The organism is Pantoea sp. SM3 (assembly GCF_000963995.1).
GTDB classification, from domain to species: Bacteria; Pseudomonadota; Gammaproteobacteria; order Enterobacterales; family Enterobacteriaceae; genus Pantoea; species Pantoea rwandensis_B.
Genome location: NZ_JZRD01000033.1, coordinates 103270 through 129513, shown reverse-complemented (window position 1 = coordinate 129513; position 26244 = coordinate 103270). Strand labels below are relative to the sequence as shown.

Sequence of the window (26244 nt, the reverse complement as noted above, 5' to 3'; positions counted from 1 at the left end):
AATCGTCCGGTTTCGGTAAAAGCTGTCATACCTTTCCCATTAAGGATTAACCGGAGGTTACATGACCAAGTCAGAACTTATTGAAAGACTTGCTGGACAGCATACTCATATTCCGGCGAAAGTCGTTGAGGATGCAGTTAAAGAGATGCTCGAGCACATGGCCACTACGTTGGCACAGGGCGAGCGCATTGAAATCCGGGGATTCGGCAGCTTTTCTTTGCACTACCGCGCACCGCGCACTGGTCGTAACCCGAAAACGGGTGACAAAGTGGATCTGGAAGGTAAATACGTTCCCCACTTCAAGCCGGGCAAAGAATTGCGTGACCGTGCAAATATCTACGGCTAAGCCGTTACCGAACGACAAAGCGACACCTCCGGGTGTCGTTTTTTTTTGCTCTAAATTCATTGTTGTGAACATGATTCCTAAACCCACATCAACAATGAAAACCACGCCGATTTTTTGGCATCCGTAATCCAGCTCTCCCCATTCCTGAAAGCTATTCCTGCCAATTGCACGCAAACTGGTGCCCATTGCGGGAGAAAAGTGATGCGTATAACAGGGATTGCAGTAGCCAGAATCATGATCCTGGCAGCGCTACCATTAGGTTTGCTACCTCAAATACCGACCATGGAAATGATTGCTGTGATGGTGCTATTAGCACTGATTGTGGCATCCCTGCCTTGGGCTGGGCTGCGTCTTATTGGCATGGGTATCCTGCTTCTGGCGTGGGCGCTACTGGAAGCGAGACAGATGCTGAATGTGATTGACCAGCTTTCAATGGCGCCAGTCGAAGTGACGCTGCGTATTGTTGAAGTGAAGCAAAATCAACAGCAATTTAAAGCCCAGATTATTCGTGTGGGTGAGCGATATCAGTTTCCGCCCTTGTTTGTCAGTATCAATGCGGAGCCAGGTGAATCGGGGTATTGTGCGGGGCAGCGCTGGAAAATGACCTTACGCTTGCGTGCAGTGCATGGTCGCTTGAATGAAGGCGGGTTTGATGCCCAACGTTTTGCGCTGGCAAACCATACGCCTTTGCAGGGGAGAATCATTAACCAGCAGGCGGAATCGGTAAATTGTCATTTGCGAACGCAGGTTATGCGCCATCATCAACCTCTTTTTGAACACCTGCAACAACCTGCCATTTTGCAGGCGCTGGCTTTTGGTGAACGTGAGAACATGACCAAAACTCAGCGACAACTATTGCGTGAGACCGGAACCGCACATTTAATGGCGATTTCCGGTATGCATATTGCGCTAGCGGCCAGTGTTGGCTGGATGATAGTACGTGGCTTACAGTTGCTGCAGCCTGCGCACACCATCGGTTATCTGCTGCCACTGATGGGGAGCATCATTACCGCGACAATCTACTGCTGGCTGTCGGGCAGCCATGCACCAGCACAGCGCGCGCTGGTCGCGCTACTACTGTGGACGACGATAAGAATCGCTGGCTGGCAGTTAACAGGCTGGCAGATTTGGACATTTTGCATGGGGGTACTACTTTGGCTTGATCCCCTCACCGTCTTATCTGAAAGCTTTTGGCTCTCTGCTCTTGCCGTCGCCATGTTAATCATATGGTTCCAGTGGTTTGCCTTGCCGGATCGATACCGTCAGGCCAGGCGCTGGCTTCCGCTGAGATTGCTGCACTTACAGCTTGGCATGATGATACTGATGGCTCCTCTGCAGATTTTTCTATTTCAGGGAATCAGCCTCAGTGCACTGGTCGCTAATCTCATCGCGGTGCCGGTGGTATCGCTTATCACCGTTCCATTGATACTGCTGGCGCTTTTGCTGCCCATACAACCCATCGCTTCAGTACTGTGGCGGCTGGCGGATTTTTCTGTCAATCAGGTTATGCAGGGCCTGGCATACTTGCCAGCAGGATGGTGGCCGTTAAATGATGCCTTGCCTGCAGTGGCTCTGCTATGGGGTGGTTTATTTCTGTGGCGTAGTGGTTTGCTGAATAACACGCTGATGCTTTGCTGCGGCAGCGCACTGGCATTTCTGTTATGGCGTCATCAGTCTGAGCAAGATGACTGGCAGATTGATGTGCTGGATGTGGGCCATGGCCTGGCCATCGCTATTACACAGGGTAACGAAGTGGTGTTGTACGATGCGGGTCCACGCTGGAATGAAGATGATGCGGGCGCGCGCGTGATACTGCCATGGTTACTGTATAAGGGACGACAGCTAAACACGGTGGTGGTAAGTCATAAGCATCTGGATCATCGGGGTGGGCTGAATTCACTGCATCAGGCCAATCCCAATATGATGATCCGCAGTGCATTGGGTGAAGCGGGGCATTTACCCTGTCAGCGAGGAGAGCAGTGGCAATGGGGCAAACTGACCTTCACGGCACTCTGGCCGCCTGCGGGAAATACGCAAGGGCAAAATAATGACTCCTGTGTCGTACGTGTAGACGATGGAGCTGTCAGCCTGCTGCTCACCGGGGATATTGAGTTAGAAGCAGAAAGAAAATTGGTGGCATTAGAGAAAGCTCAGCTCACCAGCACGTTAATGCAGGTCCCACATCATGGTAGCCGAACCTCTTCGGGGCCTTTACTGTTACGTAGTGTTGCAGGAAAGGGCGCGGTGGCATCGGTAGCGCGCTATAACGCCTGGCGCATGCCAGCCGCCGCAGTGGTGGAACGCTACCGCCAACAGGGCTATATCTGGTATGACACGGCACAATCCGGGCAGGTCCACATTGGTATTCGGCAGGGTGAATGGCAGATTAAGGGATTGAGGGAGCAAATAAAACCTCGCTGGTATCATCAGTGGTTTGGCGTCAAACGTGAATCCAGGTAGAATGAGCGGCTATTTCAAACAGCGTGAATAAATAATGCATCAAGACAAAGATCTCTCAACGTGGCAAACGTTCCGCCGGCTCTGGCCGATGATTGCGCCGCACAAAGCAGGACTGTTTGTGTCTGCGGTGGCGCTGATTCTTAATGCGGCCGGCGATACCTTAATGTTGTCGCTGTTGAAACCTTTACTGGATGATGGCTTCGGTAAGGCCGATCGTTCCGTCATGCTTTGGATGCCTCTGGTGGTGATTGGCCTGATGCTGGTGCGTGGCGTGACCAGCTACATTTCCAGTTATTGCATCTCTTGGGTATCGGGCAACGTGGTCATGAATATGCGTCGCCGCTTGTTTGGCCACATGATGGGCATGCCCGTGGCGTTCTTTGACCAGCAATCAACCGGCACATTGCTGTCACGCATCACTTATGATTCCGAGCAAGTTGCTTCGTCCTCTTCCAGTGCACTGGTGACGGTCGTACGCGAAGGTGCCTCGATCATTGGCCTGTTTATCATGATGTTCTACTACAGCTGGCAGCTGTCGTTGATTTTGATTGTCCTTGCGCCGATTGTTTCCTTTGCGATTCGCACGGTGTCCAAACGCTTCCGCAGCATCAGTAAAAATATGCAGAACACCATGGGACAAGTGACCACCAGCGCGGAACAGATGCTGAAAGGGCATAAAGAGGTGCTGATCTTCGGTGGCCAGGATGTTGAAGCACAGCGTTTTTCGCTGGTGAGCAACAAAATGCGCCAGCAGGGCATGAAACTGGTTTCGGCCTCTTCCATTTCCGATCCGGTCATTCAGCTGATTGCTTCTCTGGCCCTGGCGTTTGTGCTCTACGCCGCCAGTTTCCCTAGCGTGATGGAAACCCTCACCGCCGGTACCATAACCGTGGTGTTCTCATCAATGATTGCCTTGATGCGCCCATTGAAGTCACTGACTAACGTCAACGCCCAGTTCCAGCGCGGTATGGCTGCTTGTCAGACCTTGTTCTCTATCCTGGATAGCGAGCAGGAAATCGATAACGGCAAACGTGAAATCACGCGTGCCAAAGGCGATGTGGAATTCCGCAATGTGACTTTCACTTATCCAGGCCGTGAAGTGCCTGCGCTGCGTGATATCAATCTGTCGCTGCCAGAGGGCAAGACGGTGGCGCTGGTAGGGCGTTCTGGTTCGGGTAAATCGACCATGGCGAGCCTGCTGACCCGCTTCTACGATATTGATGCTGGCGAAATTCTGCTCGACGGTCACGATCTGCGCGAATATACCTTGCGCTCCCTGCGTAATCAGGTGGCGCTGGTTTCCCAGAATGTCCATCTGTTCAATGACACCATCGCCAATAACATTGCTTATGCACGTAATGGTGAATACACCCGCGAACAGATTGAACAGGCAGCGACTATGGCGCACGCCATGGACTTCATTAAGAAGATGGACAACGGCCTGGATACCGTGATTGGTGAGAACGGCGTGTTGCTGTCTGGTGGCCAGCGTCAACGTATCGCCATCGCGCGCGCATTGCTGCGTGATTGCCCGATTCTGATCCTCGATGAAGCGACCTCAGCACTGGATACCGAATCCGAGCGCGCGATTCAGGCCGCTCTGGATGAGCTGCAGAAAAATCGCACTTCGCTGGTTATCGCGCACCGCCTGTCGACCATCGAAAAAGCCGATGAAATCGTGGTTGTCGAAGATGGTCGTATCGTTGAGCGCGGTACGCACAGCGTGCTGCTGGCCGAAAAGGGTGCCTATGCTCAGCTTCACAAACTGCAGTTTGGTCAATGATTGAACGCATCTGGAGCGGGCGCTCGCCACTGTGGCTACTATTGTGGCCACTGAGTTTGCTGTATGGGGCAATCAGCAGTTTGATACGCCTCAGCTATCAGCGTGGCTGGCGTAAAAGCTGGCGTGCGCCTTGCCCGGTGGTTGTGGTGGGTAATCTGACGGCTGGCGGCAACGGTAAAACGCCGGTGGTGATTTGGCTGGTTCAGGCGCTGCAACAGCGTGGCCTGCGCGTTGGCGTTGTCTCACGCGGTTATGGTGGAAAGGCTGAGCGTTATCCCCTGCTGGTGACGGCCGATACCTCGACATCACAAGCCGGCGACGAGCCGGTGTTAATCGCGCAGCGTACTCAGGTGCCGGTAGCAGTCGCACCTCAACGCCGTATGGCGGTAGAAGGACTGCTGGCCGCACAGGATCTGGATGTAATCATTACCGACGACGGGCTGCAACATTACGCGTTGCAGCGCGATCGTGAAATCGTGGTGGTGGATGGTGTCCGTCGCTTCGGTAATGGCTGGTGGCTGCCCGCAGGCCCGATGCGTGAGCGCGCATCCCGGCTGCAGAGCGTCAATGCCATCATCGTCAATGGTGGAGAGGCGCAAGCCGGTGAGATCGCCATGACGTTGCGTCCCGGTAAGGCGATCAATCTGGTGAACGGTGAGACAGCGAACCTCGATCAATTGCCAGAAACGGTGGCGATGGCCGGTATTGGTCATCCGCCGCGGTTCTTCAATACGTTGCAGCAGCACGGTATCCAGCCGGTGGCAGAAATCGCGTTTGCCGATCACCATGCTTATAGCGAAGAGGAGTTGCAGCGTTTGACGCAAACTCATCAATGCCTGCTGATGACCGAAAAAGACGCAGTAAAATGCCGTAGTTTTGCACGTGACAACTGGTGGTATCTACCGGTTGATGCCGATTTGTCGGGGGCATCCCTTGATGCTTTACTCGCCGATGTGACCCAACTCTGCACGACTGCGCGCGACTCCCGTTCGCGCTAAACCTGCTCAAAGGGAATCGAGTCATGACCACATCATCGTCCCTTTCATTACAAACTGCTCGTCATTTACACCTGGCTGCTCAGGGGTTGTTACGCCCACCGAGCCGCCGCGCCCGCCTGGCCGATATCCATGCCTGCGTGCGGCAGATGTCACTGCTGCAAATCGACACCATCAATGTCGTCGCCCGCAGCCCTTATCTGGTGCTGTTCAGCCGCCTTGGCGCTTATCCCACACAGTGGCTGGAAGATACATTGGCCTCCGGTGCGCTGTTTGAGTATTGGGCGCACGAAGCCTGTTTCATCCCCTTCGAAGATTACCCGTTGCTGCGCCATCGCATGCTGGAGCCGCAGCGGCTGGGATGGAAATATAACGAGCAGTGGGTAAACGAACATCAGCAGGAAATCGCTGCTTTACTCAATCACATCGCCGAAAATGGCCCGGTACGTGCGGCTGATTTTGCCAGTGATAAGCACACCAAACCCGGCTGGTGGGCCTGGAAACCCCACAAGCGGCATCTGGAAAACTTGTTCAGCGCAGGTGAGTTAATGGTGGTCGAGCGCCGTAATTTCCAGCGTGTGTACGATCTGCGAACGCGAGTGATGCCTGATTGGGATGATGAACAACATGCACTCAGTGAAGCGGAAGCGGTACAGGCGATGCTGGGGCACAGTGCTCGCAGCCTGGGTATATTTCGCGCCAGTTGGTTGGCCGATTACTATCGACTGAAGCGTGCCCCCCTGCAATCCTGGATTAAGGATGCCGAAGCACAAGGCGAAATCGTGTGCGTTGAGGTGGAACAGCTCGGTGAGATGTGGCTGCATACGAGCTTGTTACCTCTGCTGGACAAAATGCCCAGCGCCACCCACACGGCCTTGTTGTCACCGTTCGATCCGGTGGTATGGGATCGCCGACGTGCACTGGAGTTGTTTAATTTCGATTACCGCATTGAGTGCTATACCCCTGCTGAGAAGCGCGTCTATGGTTACTTTGTTCTGCCGGTGTTACACCGAGGTGCACTTAAAGCGCGTATTGATGCAAAGATGGACCGCCAGGCGCAGCAGATGATTATTCGTGCATTCTGGCTTGAGCCGGGCGTGCGGGTCACCCAGGCCTTTCTGAGTGATGTGCAAAAAGCCATCAGTCGCTTTGCACAATGGCAAGGTGCCGATGAGGTCATCGTTGAAAATGCCCCTGCCGAACTGCTTGCTGTCTGGACGCACCGTTGGGTTATCAACGATTAAGTTCATCGTAATAATGCCGCGCCCGGCGCACTGTGCTTCGGGTGCGCTATGGTATGCTAGGCGCCAGACAAATCGGTGCTGAAAGGAGAAAATTATGGATCACCGTTTACTTGAGATTGTTGCCTGTCCGGTTTGCAACGGAAAACTGTATTTCAACAAAGAGCAGCAGGAGCTGATTTGTAAACCAGACGGCTTGGCTTACCCGGTGCGCGATGGCATTCCGGTATTGCTGGAAGTGGAAGCACGTACCCTGTCTGTTGAAGAGATCCATCCATGAGTTTTGTCGCCATTATTCCAGCGCGTTACGCATCAACGCGCCTGCCCGGCAAACCGCTGGTGGATATTCACGGTAAACCGATGGTCGTACACGTGATGGAGCGCGCACGCGAGTCGGGTGCCGATCGTGTGATTGTGGCGACCGATCATCCCGAAGTGGCTGCTGCGGTCAAGGCCGCCGGTGGAGAAGTGTGCATGACGCGCGCAGATCACCAGTCGGGCACCGAGCGTCTGGCGGAAGTGATTGAGAAATATCAGTTTGCCGATGACACCATTATCGTCAACGTGCAGGGCGACGAGCCGATGATTCCGGCAGAGATCGTGCGCCAGGTCGCCGATAATCTGGCGCAGGCCGATGCGGGGATGGCGACATTAGCCGTGCCGATTACCGATGCAGAAGAGGCCTTTAACCCCAACGCGGTTAAAGTGGTCATGGACGCGAAAGGCTATTCACTTTACTTCTCCCGCGCCACTATTCCATGGGATCGCGAGCGCTATGCGAAATCGCGCGAACAGATTGGCGACACTTTGCTGCGTCACATTGGCATTTACGCCTATCGCGCTGGCTTTATCCGACGTTACATTGCGTGGGAACCTTGCCCGTTAGAGCAGATTGAATTGCTGGAGCAGTTGCGCGTGCTGTGGTACGGCGAGAAGATTCACGTTGCCGTAGCGCAAACCGTACCAAGCGTTGGCGTGGACACACCAGAGGATCTGGTTCGTGTTCGTGCGGCTATGCAGGGGTAAAGCCCGACCGGCCAGCCGCTCGCGCTGGCCATAAAGTTTGATCTGGCGCTAAGTTTCGCGCCACCATGACCTCCAGGATAGTGAAGTCAATTGACTGCGGAGGATAACGCATGGAACAGCTCCGTTCAGAACTGGCGTTGATACTGGGTGAAGGTATCAGCCGCCTCGAAACCATCAGCGAACAGGCGCAATCGCGGCTGTATGCACTCTATGACAACGACGGCAAACCGATGCCGCTGGTGGCGAAGTATTTTCGTCATCAAGGCCGCGCAGCGCTTGAAGCCAAAAAACTCACTATGTTAGGTCATGATGGCCTGGTGACAGTCCCTGCGGTTTTTGGCCTGGTGCTGAGTCAGCAGCCGCCGGTACATGAAATGCTGCTGATGGCGCGTTTCAATGGCGTCTCCGCCGAGGCGCCAGCCCGCACTGCCGTGCGCTGGGAGCAATTGTGTGAGCAGATTGTCGAGGGTGTACTCGGCTGGCACCGCATTGACAGCCATGGATTGGTGGGAAGGGTTGATAGCGTGCAGGAAAACAACTGGCCAGCCTGGTATCGCCAGCGCGTCGAAGTGCTATGGGCCACGCTGGGCTATCTGTCACCGCCATTTTTCACTCTGGAGGATCGTCAAATCCTGTATCGCAGCCGTCAGCAATTAACCAGACTTTTTAACGACTTTGACGATCCCTGCGTGCTGATGCACGGTAACCTGCGCCTATCCAGCATGTTGAAAGATGCGCGCAGTGACCAGTTGGTGGCGATGATGCAACCGGGCAATATTCTTTGGGCTCCGCGTGAATATGAGTTAATTCGTCTGGCGGATAGTGGGGCCGAAGCCTCACTGCTGCAGCACTACCTGCAGCGCGCGCCCGTCTCTGAAGGCTTTATCTGGCGGCGCTGGCTGTATCAGCTATGGGATTGTGTTGATACGCTGGTGAGCAGCGGACAATTTGATCGTCCGCGCTTTGATCACGCCCGTGAGCAGTTACTTCCCTGGCTCGGATGACAGGAAATCATCGCCGCGCAGCCTTTGCCAGGCCTGGCCCAGGGTTTCGTAAATCGCACGTTCACTGTGCCCCAACCACATCGGAGAAGGCAACATGCGGTCCCAGGCACTGATTGGCGAGGTAATCGCGAGCTGATTGGCCGGTGCGGCGATGGGGTTTAGACCCGCGCTCAGGAAGAAATGCATCGCACGTGGCAAGTGGTTCGCCGATGAGACCAGCAGGAAAGGGTGATTGCCGATAGTTTGTTTGACGGCCAGCGCTTCTTCACCCGTATCATGCGGTTGGTCCAGCGTGATAATCGCCGAACCCGGCACTCCCAGACTCTCGGCGACTTCCGCCGCCACGCTGGCATTGCTGCGAGGGTTGTATCCTGCAGCAGCGCCAGTGAAAATCATTTTTGCTTGTGGATTCCGACGCCATTGGCGCACACCTTCTGTTACGCGCGGCAGGCTGTTGTTGAGCAAATTAGAACTCGGTGCCCAATTCGGATTGAAGGTGTAGCCACCGCCCAGCACGACGATATAATCCACCGGTTCGCTACCGTTCCAGGTGGGATAATGCTGTTCGATGGGGCGCAACAGACGATCGGCTACGGGTTGCAAGCTGAGCAATAAGAGCAGCAACCAGCTAAAAGAGATCAGAATTTTGCCGCCTTTTTGCCAACGGCTAAACCAGAGAAGTAAAAGTCCTACCGCCATGAGCAACAACAGCAGTGGTAAAGGTAATAACATCGCGCCAATCCATTTCTTTAAGGCAAAAAACATCGAAATTTGCTCCTTTTGTCCGAAAAAACAGCAGCCAGACAGTTACTGTGGCGTGAAAGGTTCATTCTTGTTGAGCCTGTGACAAAATAGCACAAGTTGAATGCAGCACAGTGGAGCCATCATCATGCAGGATCGTAACTTTGACGATCTGGCGGACAAATTTTCGCAGAACATTTATGGCACCCGCAAAGGGCAGGTACGGCAGGCGATCCTGTGGGACGAACTGGATGCGCTGTTACCGACATTGCCTGAAGGCGCACTGTCAGTGCTGGATGCCGGCGGTGGCGTAGGACAAATCTCCTGTGGATTAGCGGCACGCGGCCATCAGGTGCTGTTGTGCGATCTCTCCGCTGAGATGTTAAAGCTGGCTGAAGCGCATGCGCACACCGAGGGTGTGAGCCACAACATGCAATTCAAACAAATTAGCGCGCAGCAGGTGGGCGAACATTTGGATCGGCCGGTTGATCTGGTATTGTTTCACGCTGTGCTGGAGTGGGTGGCAGAACCGGAAGCGGTGCTGCGTGCCTTGTGGCACACGCTGAAGCCCGGTGGTGTGCTGTCGTTGATGTTTTACAATGCGCATGCCCTGACGTTCCGCACCCTGCAACTCGGCAATTTCGGCTATCTGCGTGCCAATATGACTAAACGCAAAAAGCGTACGCTGTCACCGGATTTCCCGCGCGATCCTCAGGACGTTAATCGCTGGTTGAGTGATGCGGGCTTTGAGATTGAACAGCGTGCAGGCATTCGCGTGTTTTGTGATTACATGAAACCGCCACCGCCCGGCGTCGTCAAAAGCGTTGAAGAGATTATTGAGATGGAACGGCGCTACTGTCGTCAGGAGCCCTTTTTAAGTTTAGGGCGCTATATCCACGTGACCGCGCGCAAACCCAGGTAGAAGGATCAACTATGAGCGAATTTTCCCAGACGGTCCCCGAATTGGTGGCATGGGCGCGCAAGAATGACTTTTCACTTGCGTTGCCGGTAGAACGTCTGGCCTTTTTGCTGGCTATCGCCACCTTAAACGGTGAGCGCATGGACGGTGAAATGAGTGAGGGTGAACTGATCGATGCGTTTCGTCACGTCAGTAAAGCCTTTGAGCAAACCCATGAAACCGTGCAGGTGCGCGCCAATAACGCCATCAATGACATGGTGCGTCAACGCCTGCTCAATCGCTTTACCAGCGAGCTAACTGAAGGCCACGCGATTTATCGTCTGACGCCGTTGGCCATCGGCATTACCGATTACTACATTCGCCAGCGCGAGTTTTCCACGCTGCGCCTGTCAATGCAGCTGTCGATTGTGGCGCAGGAACTAAAACGCGCCGCCGATGCTGCTGAAGAAGACGGTGACGAATTCCACTGGCATCGCAATGTCTTTGCCCCGCTGAAATATTCCGTGGCCGAGATCTTCGACAGCATCGACATGACACAACGTCTGATGGATGAGCAGCAACAAGCGGTGAAAACCGATATCGCTGACCTGCTCAACAAAGACTGGCGTGCCGCGATTTCAAGCTGTGAACTGCTGCTGTCCGAAACCTCCGGCACATTGCGTGAACTGCAGGATACGCTGGAAGCAGCGGGTGACAAATTGCAGGCCAATCTGTTGCGTATTCAGGACGCTACGCTGAGCAGCCCGGATTTGGGCTTTGTCGATAAGCTGGTGTTTGACCTGCAAAATAAGCTGGACCGCATCATCAGTTGGGGTCAGCAGGCCATCGATTTGTGGATTGGCTACGACCGCCACGTGCATAAATTTATTCGTACCGCCATCGATATGGATAAGAACCGCGTCTTCGCGCAGCGTTTACGTCTTTCGGTGCAGAACTACTTCGATCAGCCCTGGGCGCTGACCTACGCGAATGCCGACCGTCTTTACGATATGCGCGATGAAGAGATGACGCTGCGTAATGATGAGGTGATGGGCGAACTGCCGCCAGAGATGGAGTACGAAGAATTTAATGAGATTCGCGAGCAGCTTGCCGCGATGATCGAAGAAGCATTGCAGATTTACAAGCTGGAGCAAAAGCCGCTCCATCTCGCGACGGTGATGCGCGATTATCTGGCGCAATACCCGCGTGCGCGTCACTTTGATTTGGCGCGTATCGTCATCGATCAGGCAGTACGCCTCGGTGTCGCCGAAGCTGATTTAGCCGGTCTGCCGGCAGAATGGCAGACTATTAATGATTACGGAGCCAAGGTGCAGGCACATGTCATCGACAAATATTGAACAAGTGATGCCAGTTAAACTGGCGTTGGCACTGGCAAACCCGATTTTCCCGGCGCTCGATAGCCATTTACGCGCGGGACGCCACATTGGTATTGAAGAGCTGGATAATCACGCTTTTCTGATGGATTACCAGGAGTACCTGGAAGAGTTTTATGCGCGCTACAACGTTGAGCTGATGCGCGCGCCGGAAGGTTTCTTCTATTTGCGTCCACGTTCAACCACACTGATTCCGCGCTCGGTGCTGTCCGAGCTGGATATGATGGTCGGCAAGATCCTGTGTTACCTCTACCTCAGCCCGGAGCGTCTGGCTAATGAGGGGATTTTCACCCAGCAGGAATTGTATGACGAACTGCTGTCACTGGCGGATGAGAGCAAACTGCTCAAGCTGGTGAACCAGCGTTCGACCGGCTCTGACCTGGATCGTGCCAAGCTGCAGGAAAAAATGCGTGCTTCAATCAGCCGCCTGCGCCGCTTAGGTATGGTGTGGTACATGGGCAACGACAGCAGCAAGTTCCGCATCATGGAGTCGGTGTTCCGCTTCGGTGCGGATGTGCGCAGCGGTGATGATGCACGTGAAGCACAGCTGCGTCTGATCCGCGATGGCGAAGCCATGACGCTGGAGAACAAAGCCGCGGCCAATGAGAGTGATGATGCAGATAACGACAATGACGTTGAAAGTGATGCGAATGATAACGCGGAGGATGAACAGGAATGATTGAACGCGGTAAGTTTCGTTCGCTAACGCTGATCAACTGGAACGGCTTCTTTGCGCGTACCTTTGATCTCGATGAGCTGGTGACCACACTCTCCGGCGGTAACGGTGCCGGTAAATCAACCACCATGGCGGCTTTTGTCACGGCACTGATCCCCGATCTCACCTTGCTGCACTTCCGTAACACCACCGAAGCGGGGGCGACCTCTGGCTCACGCGATAAAGGTCTGCACGGTAAACTGCGCGCAGGTGTCTGTTATGCGGTGCTGGATGTGGTCAACTCGCGCCATCAGCGCGTGGTGGTCGGCGTGCGTCTGCAACAGGTTGCCGGACGCGACAAGAAAGTCGATATCAAACCGTTCAGTATTCATGGTCTGCCGACCGATTCGCTGCCGACGGATATGCTGACTGAAATCCTTAACAGCCGCCAGGCGCGCGTATTACCGCTGGCGGAAGTGAAAGAACGCGTTGAAGCGCAGGAAGGCGTGCAGTTCCGTCAGTACAACTCGGTCACAGATTACCACGCCGTCCTGTTCGAGCTGGGCGTGGTGCCGCGTCGTCTGCGCACCGCCAGCGATCGCAGTAAATTCTATCGCCTGATTGAAGCCTCGCTATACGGTGGTATTTCCAGCGCCATCACCCGTTCCCTGCGTGATTATCTGTTGCCGGAAAATGGTGGCGTGCGTAAAGCCTTCCAGGATATGGAAGCCGCGCTGCGTGAAAACCGCATGACGCTGGAAGCGATTCGCGTCACGCAGTCCGATCGCGACCTGTTCAAGCATTTGATCTCTGAAGCCACCAGCTATGTGTCGGCGGATTATATGCGTCACGCCAACGAGCGCCGCATTCACCTCGACGGCGCACTGCAGTTACGTAATGAACTGTTCACCAGCCGTAATCAGCTGGCTTCCGAGCAGTATCGTCACATCGAAATGGCGCGTGAACTTTCTGAGCACAACGGTGCAGAAAGCGATCTGGAAACCGACTATCAAGGCGCCAGCGATCACCTGAATCTGGTCCAGACCGCCATGCGTCAGCAGGAGAAGATCGAGCGCTATGATGCCGATCTCGAAGAGCTGACCTATCGTCTGGAAGAGCAGAACGAAGTGGTGGCGGAAGCCCGCGAAGTGCAGGAAGAGAACGAAGCGCGTGCCGAAGCGGCTGAAATTGAAGTTGATGAGCTGAAAAGCCAGTTAGCCGATTTCCAGCAGGCACTCGATGTACAGCAAACCCGTGCCATCCAGTATCAACAGGCATTGCAGGCGCTGGAAAAAGCACGCGCGCATTGTCAGTTGCCCGATCTGACCATCGATAATGCGACGGAATGGCAGGAAACCTTCCAGGCACGCGAAGAAGAAGCCACCGAGCAACTTTTACGTCTGGAGCAGAAACTGAGTGTGGCCGAAGCGGCGCACAGCCAGTTTGAGCAGGCATTAGCGCTGGTGACCAGTATCGCCGGCGAAGTGAGCCGTCAGGATGCATGGCAAGTGGGGCGCGACTTATTGCGCGATGCCGCGAACCAGCGTCACCATGCCGATCAGCTCTCTTCGCTGCGCCTGCGTCTCAATGAGCTGGAAACGCGCCTGCGCGAGCAGCATGATGCCGAGCGCCTGTTAGCCGATTTCTGCAAGCGTCAAGGGCAACAGTACGATGCCGACGCGCTGGAAGGGCTGCAGCGCGAGCTGGAAGCACAGATTGAACAGTTGAACGAAAGCGTGTCCGATGCCGGTGAACGCCGCATGCTGATGCGCCAGGAACTGGAACAGCTGCGTGAACGCATCACTGCACTGACGGCACGTGCGCCGCATTGGCTGGCCGCGCAGGAAATCCTGACGCAGCTCAGCGAGCAGACCGGGCAAGAGCTGACCAACAGCCAGCAGATTACTGAGTTCATGCAGCAGTTGCTGGAACGTGAGCGCGAAACCACCGTTGAACGTGACAATGTGTCAGCACGCAAACGTGAAGTCGAGCAGCAGATCGAGCGTTTAAGTCAACCTGGTGGTGCGGAAGATGCTCGCCTGACGCAACTGGCAGAACGATTTGGCGGCGTACTGCTGTCGGAAATTTACGATGACGTTACGCTGGATGACGCACCGTACTTCTCGGCGCTGTATGGCCCATCGCGTCATGCGATTGTGGTACCCGATTTATCTCTGGTGCGTGAACTGTTGGATGGCCTGGAGGATTGCCCGGAAGATCTCTATCTGATTGAAGGGGATCCGCAGGCGTTTGATGACAGCGTCTTCAGTGTTGATGAGTTGGAAAACGCCGTGGTTGTGAAGGTGGCTGAGCGTCAGTGGCGCTACTCCCGCTTCCCGAAAGTGCCGCTGTTTGGCCGTGCTGCGCGTGAAAATCAGCTGGAACTGCTGAACAATGAACGCGACCAGCTGGCAGAACGGTTTGCCACTTTGTCCTTTGACGTACAGAAAACGCAGCGTTTGCATCAATCCTTCAGCCGCTTTATCGGTAGCCATTTAGCGGTGGCGTTTGATGAAGATCCTGAAGCGCTGATCCGCCAGTTGAACAGCCGTCGTGGCGAGCTGGAACGGGGGCTGGCACAACATGAAAATGATAACCAGCAGCAGCGTGCCCAGTTTGAGCAGGCTAAAGAGGGCGTCAGCCAGCTTAACCGCCTGCTGCCACGCGTGAATCTGCTGTTGGATGATTCACTTGGCGATCGCTGTGAAGAGATCCGTGAACGCGTCGAAGAAGCTCAGGAAGCGGCGCGCTTCCTGCATCAGCATGGCGCTAAAATCAGCAAGCTGGAGCCGCTGGTGTCGGTGTTGCAAAGCGATCCGCAGCAGCACGATCAGCTGGAGCGCGATTACCAGCAAGCACAGCAGCAGCAGCGTGATGCGCGTCAGCAGGCCTTTGCCCTGATGGAGGTGGTGCAGCGTCGCGCCCACTTTAGCTATGAAGATTCTGCCAGCATGCTGACCGGCAACAGCGATCTCAATGAAAAACTGCGCCAGCGTCTGGAGCAGGCGGAGGGTGAGCGCAGCCGTGCGCGTGAACGTCTGCGCGAACATCAGGCGCAGCTGACACAATATTCACAAGTGCTGGCATCACTGAAAAGTTCCTATGACGCCAAGCGCGACATGCTGAAAGAGTTGCAGCAGGAGATGCAGGATATCGGCGTGCATGCCGATGCCAGCGCCGAAGAGCGCGCCCGCGCCCGACGCGACGAACTGTATACCGCATTAAGCCATAACCGTGCTCGTCGTAATCAGTTGGAGAAACAGCTCACGTTCTGCGAAGCCGAAATGGACGGCCTGCAGAAGAAACTGCGCAAGCTGGAGCGCGATTATCATCAGATTCGTGAGCAAGTCGTCAGCGCTAAAGCAGGCTGGTGTACGGTGCTGCGTCTGGTGAAAGAGAACGGCATGGAGCGTCGCCTGCATCGTCGTGAGATGGCCTATCTGGGCGGAGATGAACTGCGTTCAATGTCGGATAAGGCATTGGGTGCACTGCGTCTGGCGGTAGCGGATAACGAACATCTGCGTGATGTACTGCGCATGTCGGAAGATCCAAAACGTCCAGAACGTAAAGTGCAGTTCTTTATTGCGGTGTATCAACATCTGCGCGAACGTATTCGTCAGGATATCATTCGCACTGACGATCCGGTTGAAGCCATCGAGCAGATGGAAATTGAGCTAAATCGTCTGACGGAAGAGCTGACAGCACGCGAGCAGACGCTGGCCATCAGTTCACGCAGCGCGGCGAATATCATTCGTAAAACCATTCAGCGTGAGCAGAACCGTATTCGCCAGCTGAACCAGGGCTTGCAGGCTGTGAGTTTTGGTCAGGTGCGCAGTGTGCGTCTGAATGTCAACGTCCGTGAAGCGCACTCCACGCTGCTCGATACCTTGTCTGAAGAGCATGAAGCGCATCAGGATCTGTTTACCAGCAATCGTCTGACCTTCTCCGAAGCGTTGGCAAAACTTTATCAACGTCTGAATCCACAGATTGATATGGGGCAGCGCACACCACAAACCATCGGTGAAGAGCTGCTCGACTACCGCAACTATCTTGAGATGGAAGTGGAAGTCAACCGTGGCTCCGATGGCTGGCTGCGCGCGGAGAGTGGTGCGTTGTCAACTGGTGAAGCGATCGGTACCGGTATGTCAATTCTGGTGATGGTGGTGCAGAGCTGGGAAGAGGAATCAAGTCGTCTGCGCGGCAAAGATATTTCGCCATGCCGACTGCTGTTCCTTGATGAAGCGGCACGTCTTGATGCCCGCTCCATCGCCACCCTGTTCGAACTGTGTGAGCGTCTGGAGATGCAGCTGGTGATTGCTGCGCCAGAGAACATCAGCCCGGAGAAAGGCACGACCTACAAGCTGGTGCGTAAAGTGTTTAACAACACTGAACACGTGCATGTGGTGGGGCTGCGTGGATTCTCGGCAGATCCTGTGCCAGCAAAACGCGACACGAGTGATATCGATTTAGAAACAGAAAATACCTGACGCTGAATCTGGTTAAAAAACAGCGCACCGTTTAATCTGTAAGCGGCATCTGCACACTGAGGCAGATGCCGTTTTTTATTTGTATACTCAACAATAAGAGTAAGGCTGTACATAGCGATAACAGGGCGCTGTGTCTTAGGTGAGAAGGGGGCAGGGATGTGGCTGAATAGAAGAAGCAGAATGAATCGTGCGGTACTCGCACTCAGTGTTTCACTGGTATTGTCGCCGCTGGCCACCAGCCATGCCGCGATCATTGCCGCTTTACCCGGAACGTCACATAGCGCCATGTCAGTGGCGGCGAGTCAGCATCAAATTCAGCAGGCTTTTAGCCCCAGTCAGCAACCTTTCTATCTGCCGGGATTAGCCGGTATCTACGCCGCGCGTAATATGGCGCCACTCTGGCAGGATCAGCAAGCGGTGCAGGCATTCCAGCAACAGCTGGCGGAAGTGGCGCTTTCTGGTGTCCAGCCACAGTTTACCCGTTGGGTTGAATTACTGACGAATCCCACGATTACCGGCATGGCGCGCGACATCGTGCTGAGCGATGCCATGTTGGGCTATTTGCAGTTTGTCGCCAATGTGCCGACGCAGGGTGAAACCTGGTTGTACAGCAATGTCCCCTACAAACTGACGATGCCGGGCGTTGCTGCCATTAACCAGTGGCAGAATGCGGTGAACGGTGGTGGCAGTCGCGCGTTTGTCATCTCGCTGGCACCGCAGCATCCGCAATATGCGCCGATGCACAGTGCACTCAAAGCGCTGCTGACCGATAACCGCCCATGGCCGCAACTGCGCGACAGCGGCACGCTCCGCCCCGGCCAAATCAGCAACGATGTGCCTGCGCTGAGAGAGATTTTGCAGCGGACCGGCATGCTGACTGCCGCAACGCACAGCAGCACACCGACCCCAGCTGATGATGCCGTGCCGACAGCACCTGTGCCGGTCAGCCAGAGCAATCAGCCGATCGCGGTGAGCCCTTCGGCGGCCAGCGTCAATGATTTGTCTGCGCAGGCACCTGCGGCAACCGGTAACGTCGTGGCGAGTTCGACTCCTGCTGGCGACAATGTGTATGACGCCGCGCTGGTGGAAGGGGTAAAACGCTTCCAGCACTGGCAAGGTCTGGCGGATGATGGGGCGATAGGCCCTCGCACGCGTGAGTGGCTGAATGTGTCACCGCAGATGCGCGCATCGTTGCTGGCACTGAATATCCAGCGCCTGCGTCTGCTGCCGGATGATATGCATAACGGCATTATGGTGAACATCCCCAACTATTCGCTCACCTATTACAACAACGGTGCCACGATTTTGTCATCGCGGGTGATTGTCGGTCGTCCCGATCGTAAAACGCCACTGATGCGCAGTGCGCTGAACAATGTGGTGCTCAATCCACCGTGGAATGTGCCTACTACGTTAGTGCGTCAGGATATCGTGCCGAAGGTCAAACAAGATCCCGGATACCTCTACAAGCACGGCTATACCTTACTGTCGGGCTGGAGTGCGGATGCGGAGGTGATCGATCCGTCGATGATTGACTGGCATATGGTTTCTGCAGCCAGTTTCCCGTATCGCATTCGTCAGGCGCCTGGGGCGATGAACTCGCTGGGTCGTTATAAGTTTAATATGCCGAGTTCCGATGCCATCTATTTGCACGACACGCCTAACCACGGGTTGTTCCAGCGCGATATTCGCGCACTGAGCTCCGGTTGTGTGCGCGTGAATAAGGCCTCTGAACTGGCCGACCTGCTGCTGCAGGATGTGGGCTGGAATGACAGCCGCATCACCGACACGCTGAAACAGGGCGACACGCGCTACGTGCCGATTCGCCACCGCATCCCGGTCAATCTCTACTACTTAACCGCATGGGTCGCGGCGGATGGACAGCCGCAGTATCGTACAGATATTTACAATTATGATAACCCTGCGCGTTCTGGTAGCCAGGTTTTGTTAAAAGCAGGAAAACTTCTCCTCTAGTCATTGATTTGCCAGTTTTCACCTCTCTTCGATAAGACCAGTACCCGTCGCAAAATTTCGGTTTTGCGCGGGTTTTGGTCATTCTGTGACACATTGCGGGTTGACTGACCTCCAGGCTGCGGTTACTGTTCGGCCTTGTGTACTTTTTACACATTTTTTTGTCGCTTTAGATTAGGTAAACCCGCTACATGGCTAATTTTGATTCCCAACGTCGTCGATTACTCCTGATTGGAGGCGCAGCGGCAGGTTTGTCTCTGCTTCCTGGTTCAGCGCTGGCTTCGCTTTCCACCTCGCGCCCCCGAGTATTGACGCTTAATAACCTTCACACCGGTGAAACCCTTAAAACGGAGTTTTTTAACGGCAAGAGTTATGACAAGGATGAGTTAGCCCGCTTAAATCACTTCTTCCGTGATTACCGCGCCAATCAGGTGAAACACATCGATCCGCATCTGTTTGATCAGCTTTATCGTTTACAGATGGTGCTCAACACCCGCAAACCGGTGCAGCTGATCTCAGGCTACCGTACACTGGCCACTAACAACATGCTGCGCGAATCGGGTCCTGGCGTGGCCAAACACAGCTATCACACCAAAGGGCAGGCGATGGATTTCCACATTGAGGGGATTTCATTGAGCAATGTTCGCAAAGCGGCGTTATCTATGCGCGCCGGTGGTGTAGGATATTACCCGCGCAGCAACTTCGTACACATAGATACCGGGCCTGCAAGGCACTGGTCCTGATACCGGCAGCGCTGCGTGTGTCGGTCATGGAGCGCTATGAATTACCACATTATTCCGGTTACGGCCTTTTCTCAGAACTGCTCGGTTATCTGGGATGACGAAACCCAGCAGGCGGCGCTGGTTGATCCCGGCGGTGATGCAGAGACCCTTATTGCCGTATTGGCTGAACGGGGATTAACGCCTGCACAAATTCTGCTGACACATGGTCATCTTGATCATGTGGGGGCTGCTGCTGAACTCGCCGCACATTATCAAATTCCTATTGTTGGCCCTCACAAGCTGGATGCGTTCTGGCTGGATAATCTGCCAACGCAAAGCCGCATGTTTGGCCTGCCGGAATGTGCGCCACTGGCGCCGGATCGCTGGCTGGAAGAGGGCGAAACGGTGCAGGTTGGGAATGTCACGCTGGAAGTGCTGCTTTGCCCGGGCCATACGCCGGGACACATTGTTTTCTTTGACCGGGCTGGGCGCTTATTGATATCAGGCGATGTGATTTTCAATGGCGGTGTCGGACGTACCGATTTCCCGCAGGGCAGCCACAGCGATTTAATCAATGCGATTAACACTAAGCTGTTACCGCTGGGTGATGATGTGACCTTTGTGCCGGGCCACGGCCCGATTTCCACCTTGGGTCGGGAGCGCATCAGTAATCCGTTCCTGCAATGAAAAAATGGGCCATTAAGGCCCATTTCTCATGCTACTGACTTGTTCAGAGTACAGCGACAATCGCTTCACAGAGCGCAGACATATTGTCTGGCGTCATCCCAGCCACGTTCACACGACCAGAATTAACGGCATAAACGCCGAACTCGTCACGCAGGCGCACAACCTGATCTTTGGTCAGGCCGCTAAACGAGAACATGCCGTTCTGCTTAATGATAAAGCTGAAGTCCTGTTTCGCGCCTTTCTCTGCCAGGGTATTCACAAACAGCTGACGCATGCGCTGGATGCGCTGACGCATGTCTGTCAGCTCCTGCACCCAGATGGTACGCAGCGCGTCGTTACCGAGGATAGTGGCGACCACAGCGGCACCGTGTGACGGTGGGTTAGAGTAGTTAGCACGGATGCTGTATTTCACCTGGCTAAAGGCGGTTTTCGCCACATCGCTGTTGGCGGCAACCAGCGTCAGTGCACCGACACGCTCGTTGTACAGGCCAAAGTTCTTGGAGTAAGAGCTGGCAACGATCAGCTCCTGATGAGACGCGGCGAAAATACGCAGGCCTTCGGCATCTTCATCCAGGCCACGTGCAAAGCCCTGGTAAGCGAAGTCGAACAGTGGCAGCCAACCCTTTTCCTGCGACAGCTTCGCCAGCTGTTGCCATTGGTCCGCGGAAGGGTCGACGCCAGTCGGGTTGTGGCAGCAGCCGTGGAACAGCACGACATCACCGGCTTTGGCTTCCTGCAACGACGCGACCATGCCTGCGAAATCGAGGCTATGGTTGGCTGCATCGTAGTACTGGTAATCACAGACTTCCAGACCCGCCGCGTTGAATACGTTTTTGTGGTTCGGCCAGCTAGGGTTGCTCACCCACACGCGCTTCACATTGGTCTGCGTCGCAAGGAAATCCGCAGCGACGCGCAACGCACCGGTGCCGCCTGGCGTTTGTGCTGTGCACGCGCGGCCCGCTGAAATCAGCGCGCTCTCTTTGCCGAACAGCAACTCCTGAGTGCAGCGAGCAAAATCGGCCAGGCCATCGATGCTCAGGTAATTTTTGGTGGTTTCATTTTCCAGCAGATACTGCTCAGCTTTTTTAACACTGGTGAGTACCGGTGTTTTACCGGTTTCATCTTTATAGACACCAATGCCAAGGTTGATTTTATTCGGGCGGTCGTCGGCGCGAAACAGGTCAGCCAGTCCCAGAATAGGATCGGCGGGTGCGGCAGAGATCGATTCAAACATGAGTCAGTTCCGTTTGGGTGAACTTTAGCGAAATGAGCTATCAGGTTAGCGTCAGATGATACGCTTGCCAACCGCTGACATAAAAAAGAAATAAGCCGCGTGTATAAAGTAGTGGCGCTAATTGAGAAGCTGATCACTGAAAAGCAAAACGGAGCCCGAAGGCTCCGTTTTTAGGCGTTACGCAATGCTAATCGGGTGATTAGAACTGGTAAACCAGACCAACAGCTACAACGTCGTCGGTAGCGATACCCAGCGGGTTGTCATCATTCAGCTGGTTGATTTTGTAATCAACGTAGGTCGCCATGTTTTTGTTGAAGTAGTAAGTTGCGCCAACATCGATGTATTTAACCAGGTCAGCATCGCCGATACCTTCGATGTCTTTGCCTTTAGACTGGACATAAGCGATGGATGGACGCAGACCGAAGTCGAACTGGTACTGAGCTACAACTTCGAAGTTCTGTGCTTTGTTAGCGAAAGCAGAGAAATCACCTGAGCTGATTGGAGTTGAGTTACGGGTTTCACCGTACATCGCTGCCAGGTAGATGTTGTTAGCGTCATATTTCAGAGCAGTTGCCCAGTTTTCAGCGCGTTTACCTGCACCAACACCTGTGAGTACATTGGTGTTTGTGTCAGTATTACGTACTGTTCCTGCAGCCTGGTCGTTAGTACGGTCGCTGCTGCTATAAGCTGCTGCGAAACCTACACCAATTGGAGAGGTGTAAGAGGTAGACAGGCCATAGCCGTCACCATTTGCACGACGGATGTCAGAACGGTCATTTTTGCCTTGGTACTGTACTGCGAAGTTCCAACCGTCGACCAGACCGAAGAAGTTGGTGTTACGGTAGGTCAGCAGACCGGTGCTACGACCGTTCATGAAGTTATCTGAGTAACCAGAGTCACCACCGAATTCAGGCAGAACGTCAGTCCAGCCAATTGCGTCGTATACAACGCCGTAGTTACGACCGTAGTCGATTGAACCTGCATCGCCGAATTTCAGACCCGCGAAGCCCAGACGGGTTTTGTTGCCGTCTTGTGCATCAGAACCTTCAGAGTTATTAGCCTGAACGTTGTATTCCCACTGGCCGTAACCGGTCAGCTGGTCGTTAATCTGGGTTTCACCCTTGAAGCCGAAGCGAACATAAGTCTGGTCGCCATCGCTACCAGAATCATCAGAGAAGTAGTGCAGACCAACAGCTTTACCGTACAGGTCCAGTTTGTTGCCATCTTTGTTATAAATTTCTGCTGCGTTTGCTGCGCCGGCAGCTAACAGAGCAGGGATAACCACTGCAAGAATGTTGCGCTTCATCATTTTTTATTACCCTCATTGGAGTTATTTGGACATCTGCCACTGCCGTCAAGAAACCTTTACGGGAACCTTGAAAGAAGTTTGATGTCTCCTGTGTCTGCACGCATCTTTCCATCACAGGGTTGCTATTTCTAGCCCGAAAATGATTCAAATCTCGCAATTACGTATCAAAAAGAAATTATGTATTACAATTTGTAAAATATCGGGAACTTTGTGAGAGAACTCTAAATTTACAAAAATAAAAAAAGGCCGGCTATGCCGACCTCGTTATATATATGAATTACTTATATTTAATCGCGAATTTTAGAAATTAGCGTTGCGCGGAGTACGAGGGAAGGGGATAACATCCCTTACATTTTGTACGCCGGTGACATAGGCGATTAATCGTTCGAAACCTAATCCGAAACCAGCATGTGGCACGGTGCCGTAACGGCGCAGGTCACGATACCACCAGTAATCTTCTTTGTTCAGACCCATTTCAGCCAGACGTGCATCCAATACATCCAGACGCTCTTCACGCTGTGAACCACCGATGATTTCACCAATGCCCGGCGCCAGAACATCCATTGCCGCCACGGTCTTACCATCTTCGTTCATACGCATATAGAACGCTTTGATATCTTTTGGATAATTCTTCACCACCACTGGGGCTTTGAAGTGCTTCTCGGCCAGGTAACGTTCATGTTCGGAAGAAAGATCCACGCCCCAGGACACTGGGTTTTCGAATGTCTGGCCGCTTTTCAGCAGAATGTCGACCGCATCGGTGTAGTCCACCTGCGCGAAATCGGTAGTGACAAAACGTTCTAAGCGCGCAATCGCATCTTTGTCTACGCGTTCTGCGAAGAACGCCATATCGTCAGCACGCTCTTCGAGTACGGCCTTGAACACATACTTCAGCATGGCCTCAGCCAGTGCAGCAGCATCGTCAAGGTTGGCGAAAGCGACTTCCGGTTCCAGCATCCAGAATTCCGCTAAGTGGCGGCTGGTGTTGGAGTTTTCGGCACGGAAGGTTGGGCCAAAGGTATAGACTTTTGACAGCGCACAGGCATAGGTTTCGGCGTTCAGCTGACCAGACACGGTCAGGAAGGCTTCTTTACCAAAGAAGTCTTTATCGTAATCGACTTTGCCTTGCGGATCGCGCGGCAGGTTTTCCATGTCCAGCGTAGAAACACGGAACATCTCGCCCGCACCTTCCGTATCGGATGCAGTGATCAATGGGGTGGACACCCAGAAGTAGCCATTTTCATGGAAGAAGCGATGCAGCGCCTGTGCCAGGGTATGACGTGTGCGTGCCACAGCACCGACCAGGTTGGTGCGCGGACGCAGGTGTGCGACTTCACGCAGATATTCAATACTGTGGCGCTTCGCGGCCATCGGATAAGTGTCCGGATCATCCACCCAGCCAGTGACTTCCACTTTGGTCGCTTGCAATTCGAATGCCTGGCCTTCGCCCGGAGATTCCACCACTTTACCGGTGACAATCACTGAACAGCCTGTGGTCAGACGCAGCACTTCATCCTGATAATTATTCAGAGAATTATTGACGACGGCCTGAACGGGATTAAAGCAGGAACCGTCATAAACGGCGATAAAGGAAAGACCGGCTTTGGAATCTCTTCGGGTACGCACCCAACCACGTACGGTGACTTCACTGTCAACCGCGACACGGCCGTGCAGTACATCCGCTACAGGCACTACGCTCATAAATATCTCTCTATATATAGAAGTGGATAAAAGCCCCATTTCGGGGTTTTGCTATGTTACTTGCGAGCCATCAGGAAACAAGCAATTTTGCAGGGGGGAAGGGGAGATTTGTTGTGAAAGCGCAGGGTGCGAACACCCTGCATCAATGATTAGCTGGCTCTTTTCACCAGAGGAAGGTCGAACGCCTTGCGCAGGGCGCGCACGAAGGCTTTGTCCTGGCAGATGGTTTTACCTGGGCTGTCAGACAGTTTCGCCACCGGTTTGCCGTTACAGCTCACCAATTTGATCACGATGTTAAGCGGCGTCACGCCGGGGATATCGCAGGTGAGGCGGGTGCCGATGCCGAATACCACGTTGGCGCGTTGGCCAAAGTGGCGATAGAGCGCCAGCGCTTTGTCCAGATTGAGGTTGTCGGAGAACACCAGCGTTTTGCTTTTGGGATCAATATCCAGACGCTGATAGTGGGCAATCGCCTTTTCGCCCCATTCCACCGGATCGCCGGAATCATGGCGTAAGCCCTGATAACGATGTGCAAAACCAGGACCGAAATCACGCAGGAAAGCATCCATGGTGATGCAGTCTGTCAACGCGATACCGAGTTGGTCATCATATTCATCCAGCCAGGATTGCAGCGCCGCACGTTGGCTGTTGGCCAGCACCGGGCTAATTTGTTGATGCGCCTGGAACCATTCATGTGCCTGAGTGCCCACAGGGTTGAGCTGTAAGCGGCGCGCCAGATCATAGTTACTGGTGCCCACCAACCACGGGAACTCGGCTTTCAGGGTCGCGACGATCGTTTCCTGTACGTTTTTTGAGTAACGACGGCGTGTGCCGAAATCCATCAGCTGGAAGCGCGACATATCGAGATCGCCAACCTGTTCACGGAACGTCACCAGTTTTTGCTGCAGATGAGCCACCGCGTGCTCTACGCCAATGTCCGGTGTGCGATGGCGATGCACCACTTCACTGATCAGCGCCAGCAGCGGGACTTCCCATAAAATCACTTCGCGCCATGGCCCGCTGATTTGAAGGGCCAAACGGCCATTCTCATTGCGTACGTTGACCTGAGAAGGATCAAAGCGGAATTGGCGCAGCCAGTTGAGGTAATCGGATTCAAAGAAAGGTAAGCCACTGAGGTAGTTATATTCGTCGTCGCTCAGGGCGAGGGAGGGCAGTGTATCGAGTTGCGCGCGAATCTCATCGGCATACTGGCCGAGCAATTCATCGCCGCGACAACGAAATTCTGCCGTTACCGGGACATCGTAGTAACGATGATAAACGGCCTGCTGCATATGAAGCTTATACGCATCGGTATCAAGCAGCGTGGTCAAAATCGGGGAAGCATGTCCAGTCATGGTGCGTTTCAGCATCCTCTTCCGCGGAGCAGAGCCCGGTGTCAACAAAGTCATAAAGACGCAGGAGTATAAAACAGTAACGACCGCGATCACACCATAATTGCGGGTGGCAGGTCGAGGGTCATTTGTGCCATTGTTAATGAATTGTAGACTTTTCAGCAAAGGCACGCATTGTGCGTGGCAACGAAGACGCAACCCGCTTAGACTTTGACGGGTAGACATTTCAACGATGCGAGAA

The 26244-nt window shown here is 54.1% G+C and carries 20 protein-coding genes; 15 read left to right on the top strand and 5 right to left on the bottom strand.

The window, feature by feature from the left end; translation table 11 throughout:
- Nucleotides 1–61 precede the first annotated feature (61 nt).
- The 8 genes from ihfB (at nucleotide 62) to VI01_RS18905 (ending at nucleotide 8855) form a co-directional block, all read left to right on the top strand.
- Complete coding sequence (ihfB, locus tag VI01_RS18940; protein ID WP_003849360.1) at nucleotides 62–346, top strand: integration host factor subunit beta; 285 nt, start codon at nucleotides 62–64, stop codon at nucleotides 344–346.
- A gap of 201 nt (nucleotides 347–547) precedes the next feature.
- Entirely contained in the window at nucleotides 548–2806 is a 2259-nt protein-coding gene (locus VI01_RS18935; RefSeq protein ID WP_045816270.1) for a DNA internalization-related competence protein ComEC/Rec2, read from the top strand.
- 34 nt (nucleotides 2807–2840) lie between these two features.
- Nucleotides 2841–4589 (top strand): lipid A ABC transporter ATP-binding protein/permease MsbA, encoded by a 1749-nt coding sequence (gene msbA, locus VI01_RS18930; protein ID WP_045816269.1) that lies wholly within the window; start codon nucleotides 2841–2843, stop codon nucleotides 4587–4589.
- Nucleotides 4586–5587: a tetraacyldisaccharide 4'-kinase gene (gene lpxK / locus VI01_RS18925; RefSeq protein WP_045816268.1), complete on the top strand. Its 1002-nt coding sequence runs from the start codon at nucleotides 4586–4588 to the stop codon at nucleotides 5585–5587. The genes msbA and lpxK overlap by 4 nt, the downstream gene beginning before the upstream one ends.
- A gap of 23 nt (nucleotides 5588–5610) precedes the next feature.
- Nucleotides 5611–6828, top strand: coding sequence for a winged helix-turn-helix domain-containing protein (locus VI01_RS18920; protein WP_045816267.1), 1218 nt, complete (start codon nucleotides 5611–5613; stop codon nucleotides 6826–6828).
- Nucleotides 6829–6922: 94 nt separating this feature from the next.
- Entirely contained in the window at nucleotides 6923–7105 is a 183-nt protein-coding gene (locus VI01_RS18915; protein ID WP_007887424.1) for a Trm112 family protein, read from the top strand.
- On the top strand, nucleotides 7102–7851 hold the full coding sequence (gene kdsB / locus VI01_RS18910; protein ID WP_045816266.1) for a 3-deoxy-manno-octulosonate cytidylyltransferase: 750 nt from the start codon (nucleotides 7102–7104) through the stop codon (nucleotides 7849–7851). Before VI01_RS18915 ends, kdsB begins: the two co-directional genes overlap by 4 nt.
- A 110-nt stretch (nucleotides 7852–7961) precedes the next feature.
- Nucleotides 7962–8855, top strand: coding sequence for a YcbJ family phosphotransferase (locus tag VI01_RS18905; protein WP_038647805.1), 894 nt, complete (start codon nucleotides 7962–7964; stop codon nucleotides 8853–8855).
- Here VI01_RS18905 and elyC read toward each other — a convergent pair.
- Nucleotides 8835–9620 (bottom strand): envelope biogenesis factor ElyC, encoded by a 786-nt coding sequence (gene elyC, locus VI01_RS18900; protein ID WP_045816265.1) that lies wholly within the window; start codon nucleotides 9618–9620, stop codon nucleotides 8835–8837. The genes VI01_RS18905 and elyC overlap by 21 nt on opposite strands.
- 124 nt (nucleotides 9621–9744) lie before the next feature.
- On the opposite strand from elyC, the gene cmoM reads away from it, so the two are divergent.
- The 7 genes from cmoM (at nucleotide 9745) to VI01_RS18865 (ending at nucleotide 20407) form a co-directional block, all read left to right on the top strand.
- Nucleotides 9745–10518 (top strand): tRNA uridine 5-oxyacetic acid(34) methyltransferase CmoM, encoded by a 774-nt coding sequence (cmoM, locus tag VI01_RS18895; protein WP_038647801.1) that lies wholly within the window; start codon nucleotides 9745–9747, stop codon nucleotides 10516–10518.
- An 11-nt stretch (nucleotides 10519–10529) separates the two neighbouring features.
- Nucleotides 10530–11852, top strand: coding sequence for a chromosome partition protein MukF (mukF, locus tag VI01_RS18890; protein ID WP_034820534.1), 1323 nt, complete (start codon nucleotides 10530–10532; stop codon nucleotides 11850–11852).
- The gene (gene mukE, locus VI01_RS18885; RefSeq protein ID WP_045816264.1) at nucleotides 11833–12567 is read left to right on the top strand and encodes a chromosome partition protein MukE; all 735 of its coding nucleotides are present in this window, start codon (nucleotides 11833–11835) and stop codon (nucleotides 12565–12567) included. The genes mukF and mukE overlap by 20 nt, the downstream gene beginning before the upstream one ends.
- Nucleotides 12564–17030: a chromosome partition protein MukB gene (gene mukB, locus VI01_RS18880; RefSeq protein WP_045816263.1), complete on the top strand. Its 4467-nt coding sequence runs from the start codon at nucleotides 12564–12566 to the stop codon at nucleotides 17028–17030. Before mukE ends, mukB begins: the two co-directional genes overlap by 4 nt.
- 180 nt (nucleotides 17031–17210) lie before the next feature.
- A complete protein-coding gene (gene ldtD, locus VI01_RS18875; RefSeq protein ID WP_369801885.1) occupies nucleotides 17211–19001 on the top strand; it encodes a L,D-transpeptidase in 1791 nt (596 codons plus the stop codon).
- 188 nt (nucleotides 19002–19189) lie between these two features.
- Nucleotides 19190–19741 carry a YcbK family protein gene (locus VI01_RS18870; RefSeq protein WP_034820522.1) on the top strand — a complete coding sequence of 184 codons (552 nt, stop codon included), beginning with the start codon at nucleotides 19190–19192 and terminating at the stop codon, nucleotides 19739–19741.
- Nucleotides 19742–19777: 36 nt separating this feature from the next.
- Nucleotides 19778–20407 (top strand): MBL fold metallo-hydrolase, encoded by a 630-nt coding sequence (locus VI01_RS18865; protein WP_038647793.1) that lies wholly within the window; start codon nucleotides 19778–19780, stop codon nucleotides 20405–20407.
- A 43-nt stretch (nucleotides 20408–20450) separates the two neighbouring features.
- Here the strand turns inward: VI01_RS18865 and VI01_RS18860 are convergent, their stop codons facing one another.
- From VI01_RS18860 to pncB, 4 genes are all read right to left on the bottom strand, one after another.
- Nucleotides 20451–21641, bottom strand: coding sequence for an amino acid aminotransferase (locus VI01_RS18860; protein ID WP_034820516.1), 1191 nt, complete (start codon nucleotides 21639–21641; stop codon nucleotides 20451–20453).
- A gap of 199 nt (nucleotides 21642–21840) precedes the next feature.
- Entirely contained in the window at nucleotides 21841–22950 is a 1110-nt protein-coding gene (gene ompF, locus VI01_RS18855) for a porin OmpF (RefSeq protein ID WP_045816261.1), read from the bottom strand.
- Between the two features lie 300 nt (nucleotides 22951–23250).
- On the bottom strand, nucleotides 23251–24651 hold the full coding sequence (gene asnS / locus VI01_RS18850; protein WP_038647788.1) for an asparagine--tRNA ligase: 1401 nt from the start codon (nucleotides 24649–24651) through the stop codon (nucleotides 23251–23253).
- 149 nt (nucleotides 24652–24800) lie between these two features.
- Nucleotides 24801–26006, bottom strand: a complete 1206-nt coding sequence (pncB, locus tag VI01_RS18845; protein WP_045816299.1) for a nicotinate phosphoribosyltransferase — start codon at nucleotides 26004–26006, stop codon at nucleotides 24801–24803.
- Nucleotides 26007–26244 lie beyond the last annotated feature (238 nt).

Coding starts and splice junctions, on each gene's coding strand:
- ihfB (WP_003849360.1), top strand. CDS start 62: ATGACCAAGTCAGAACTTATTGAAAGACTTGCTGGACAGCATACTCAT.
- VI01_RS18935 (WP_045816270.1), top strand. CDS start 548: ATGCGTATAACAGGGATTGCAGTAGCCAGAATCATGATCCTGGCAGCG.
- msbA (WP_045816269.1), top strand. CDS start 2,841: ATGCATCAAGACAAAGATCTCTCAACGTGGCAAACGTTCCGCCGGCTC.
- lpxK (WP_045816268.1), top strand. CDS start 4,586: ATGATTGAACGCATCTGGAGCGGGCGCTCGCCACTGTGGCTACTATTG.
- VI01_RS18920 (WP_045816267.1), top strand. CDS start 5,611: ATGACCACATCATCGTCCCTTTCATTACAAACTGCTCGTCATTTACAC.
- VI01_RS18915 (WP_007887424.1), top strand. CDS start 6,923: ATGGATCACCGTTTACTTGAGATTGTTGCCTGTCCGGTTTGCAACGGA.
- kdsB (WP_045816266.1), top strand. CDS start 7,102: ATGAGTTTTGTCGCCATTATTCCAGCGCGTTACGCATCAACGCGCCTG.
- VI01_RS18905 (WP_038647805.1), top strand. CDS start 7,962: ATGGAACAGCTCCGTTCAGAACTGGCGTTGATACTGGGTGAAGGTATC.
- elyC (WP_045816265.1), bottom strand. CDS start 9,620: ATGTTTTTTGCCTTAAAGAAATGGATTGGCGCGATGTTATTACCTTTA.
- cmoM (WP_038647801.1), top strand. CDS start 9,745: ATGCAGGATCGTAACTTTGACGATCTGGCGGACAAATTTTCGCAGAAC.
- mukF (WP_034820534.1), top strand. CDS start 10,530: ATGAGCGAATTTTCCCAGACGGTCCCCGAATTGGTGGCATGGGCGCGC.
- mukE (WP_045816264.1), top strand. CDS start 11,833: ATGTCATCGACAAATATTGAACAAGTGATGCCAGTTAAACTGGCGTTG.
- mukB (WP_045816263.1), top strand. CDS start 12,564: ATGATTGAACGCGGTAAGTTTCGTTCGCTAACGCTGATCAACTGGAAC.
- ldtD (WP_369801885.1), top strand. CDS start 17,211: ATGAATCGTGCGGTACTCGCACTCAGTGTTTCACTGGTATTGTCGCCG.
- VI01_RS18870 (WP_034820522.1), top strand. CDS start 19,190: ATGGCTAATTTTGATTCCCAACGTCGTCGATTACTCCTGATTGGAGGC.
- VI01_RS18865 (WP_038647793.1), top strand. CDS start 19,778: ATGAATTACCACATTATTCCGGTTACGGCCTTTTCTCAGAACTGCTCG.
- VI01_RS18860 (WP_034820516.1), bottom strand. CDS start 21,641: ATGTTTGAATCGATCTCTGCCGCACCCGCCGATCCTATTCTGGGACTG.
- ompF (WP_045816261.1), bottom strand. CDS start 22,950: ATGATGAAGCGCAACATTCTTGCAGTGGTTATCCCTGCTCTGTTAGCT.
- asnS (WP_038647788.1), bottom strand. CDS start 24,651: ATGAGCGTAGTGCCTGTAGCGGATGTACTGCACGGCCGTGTCGCGGTT.
- pncB (WP_045816299.1), bottom strand. CDS start 26,006: ATGACTGGACATGCTTCCCCGATTTTGACCACGCTGCTTGATACCGAT.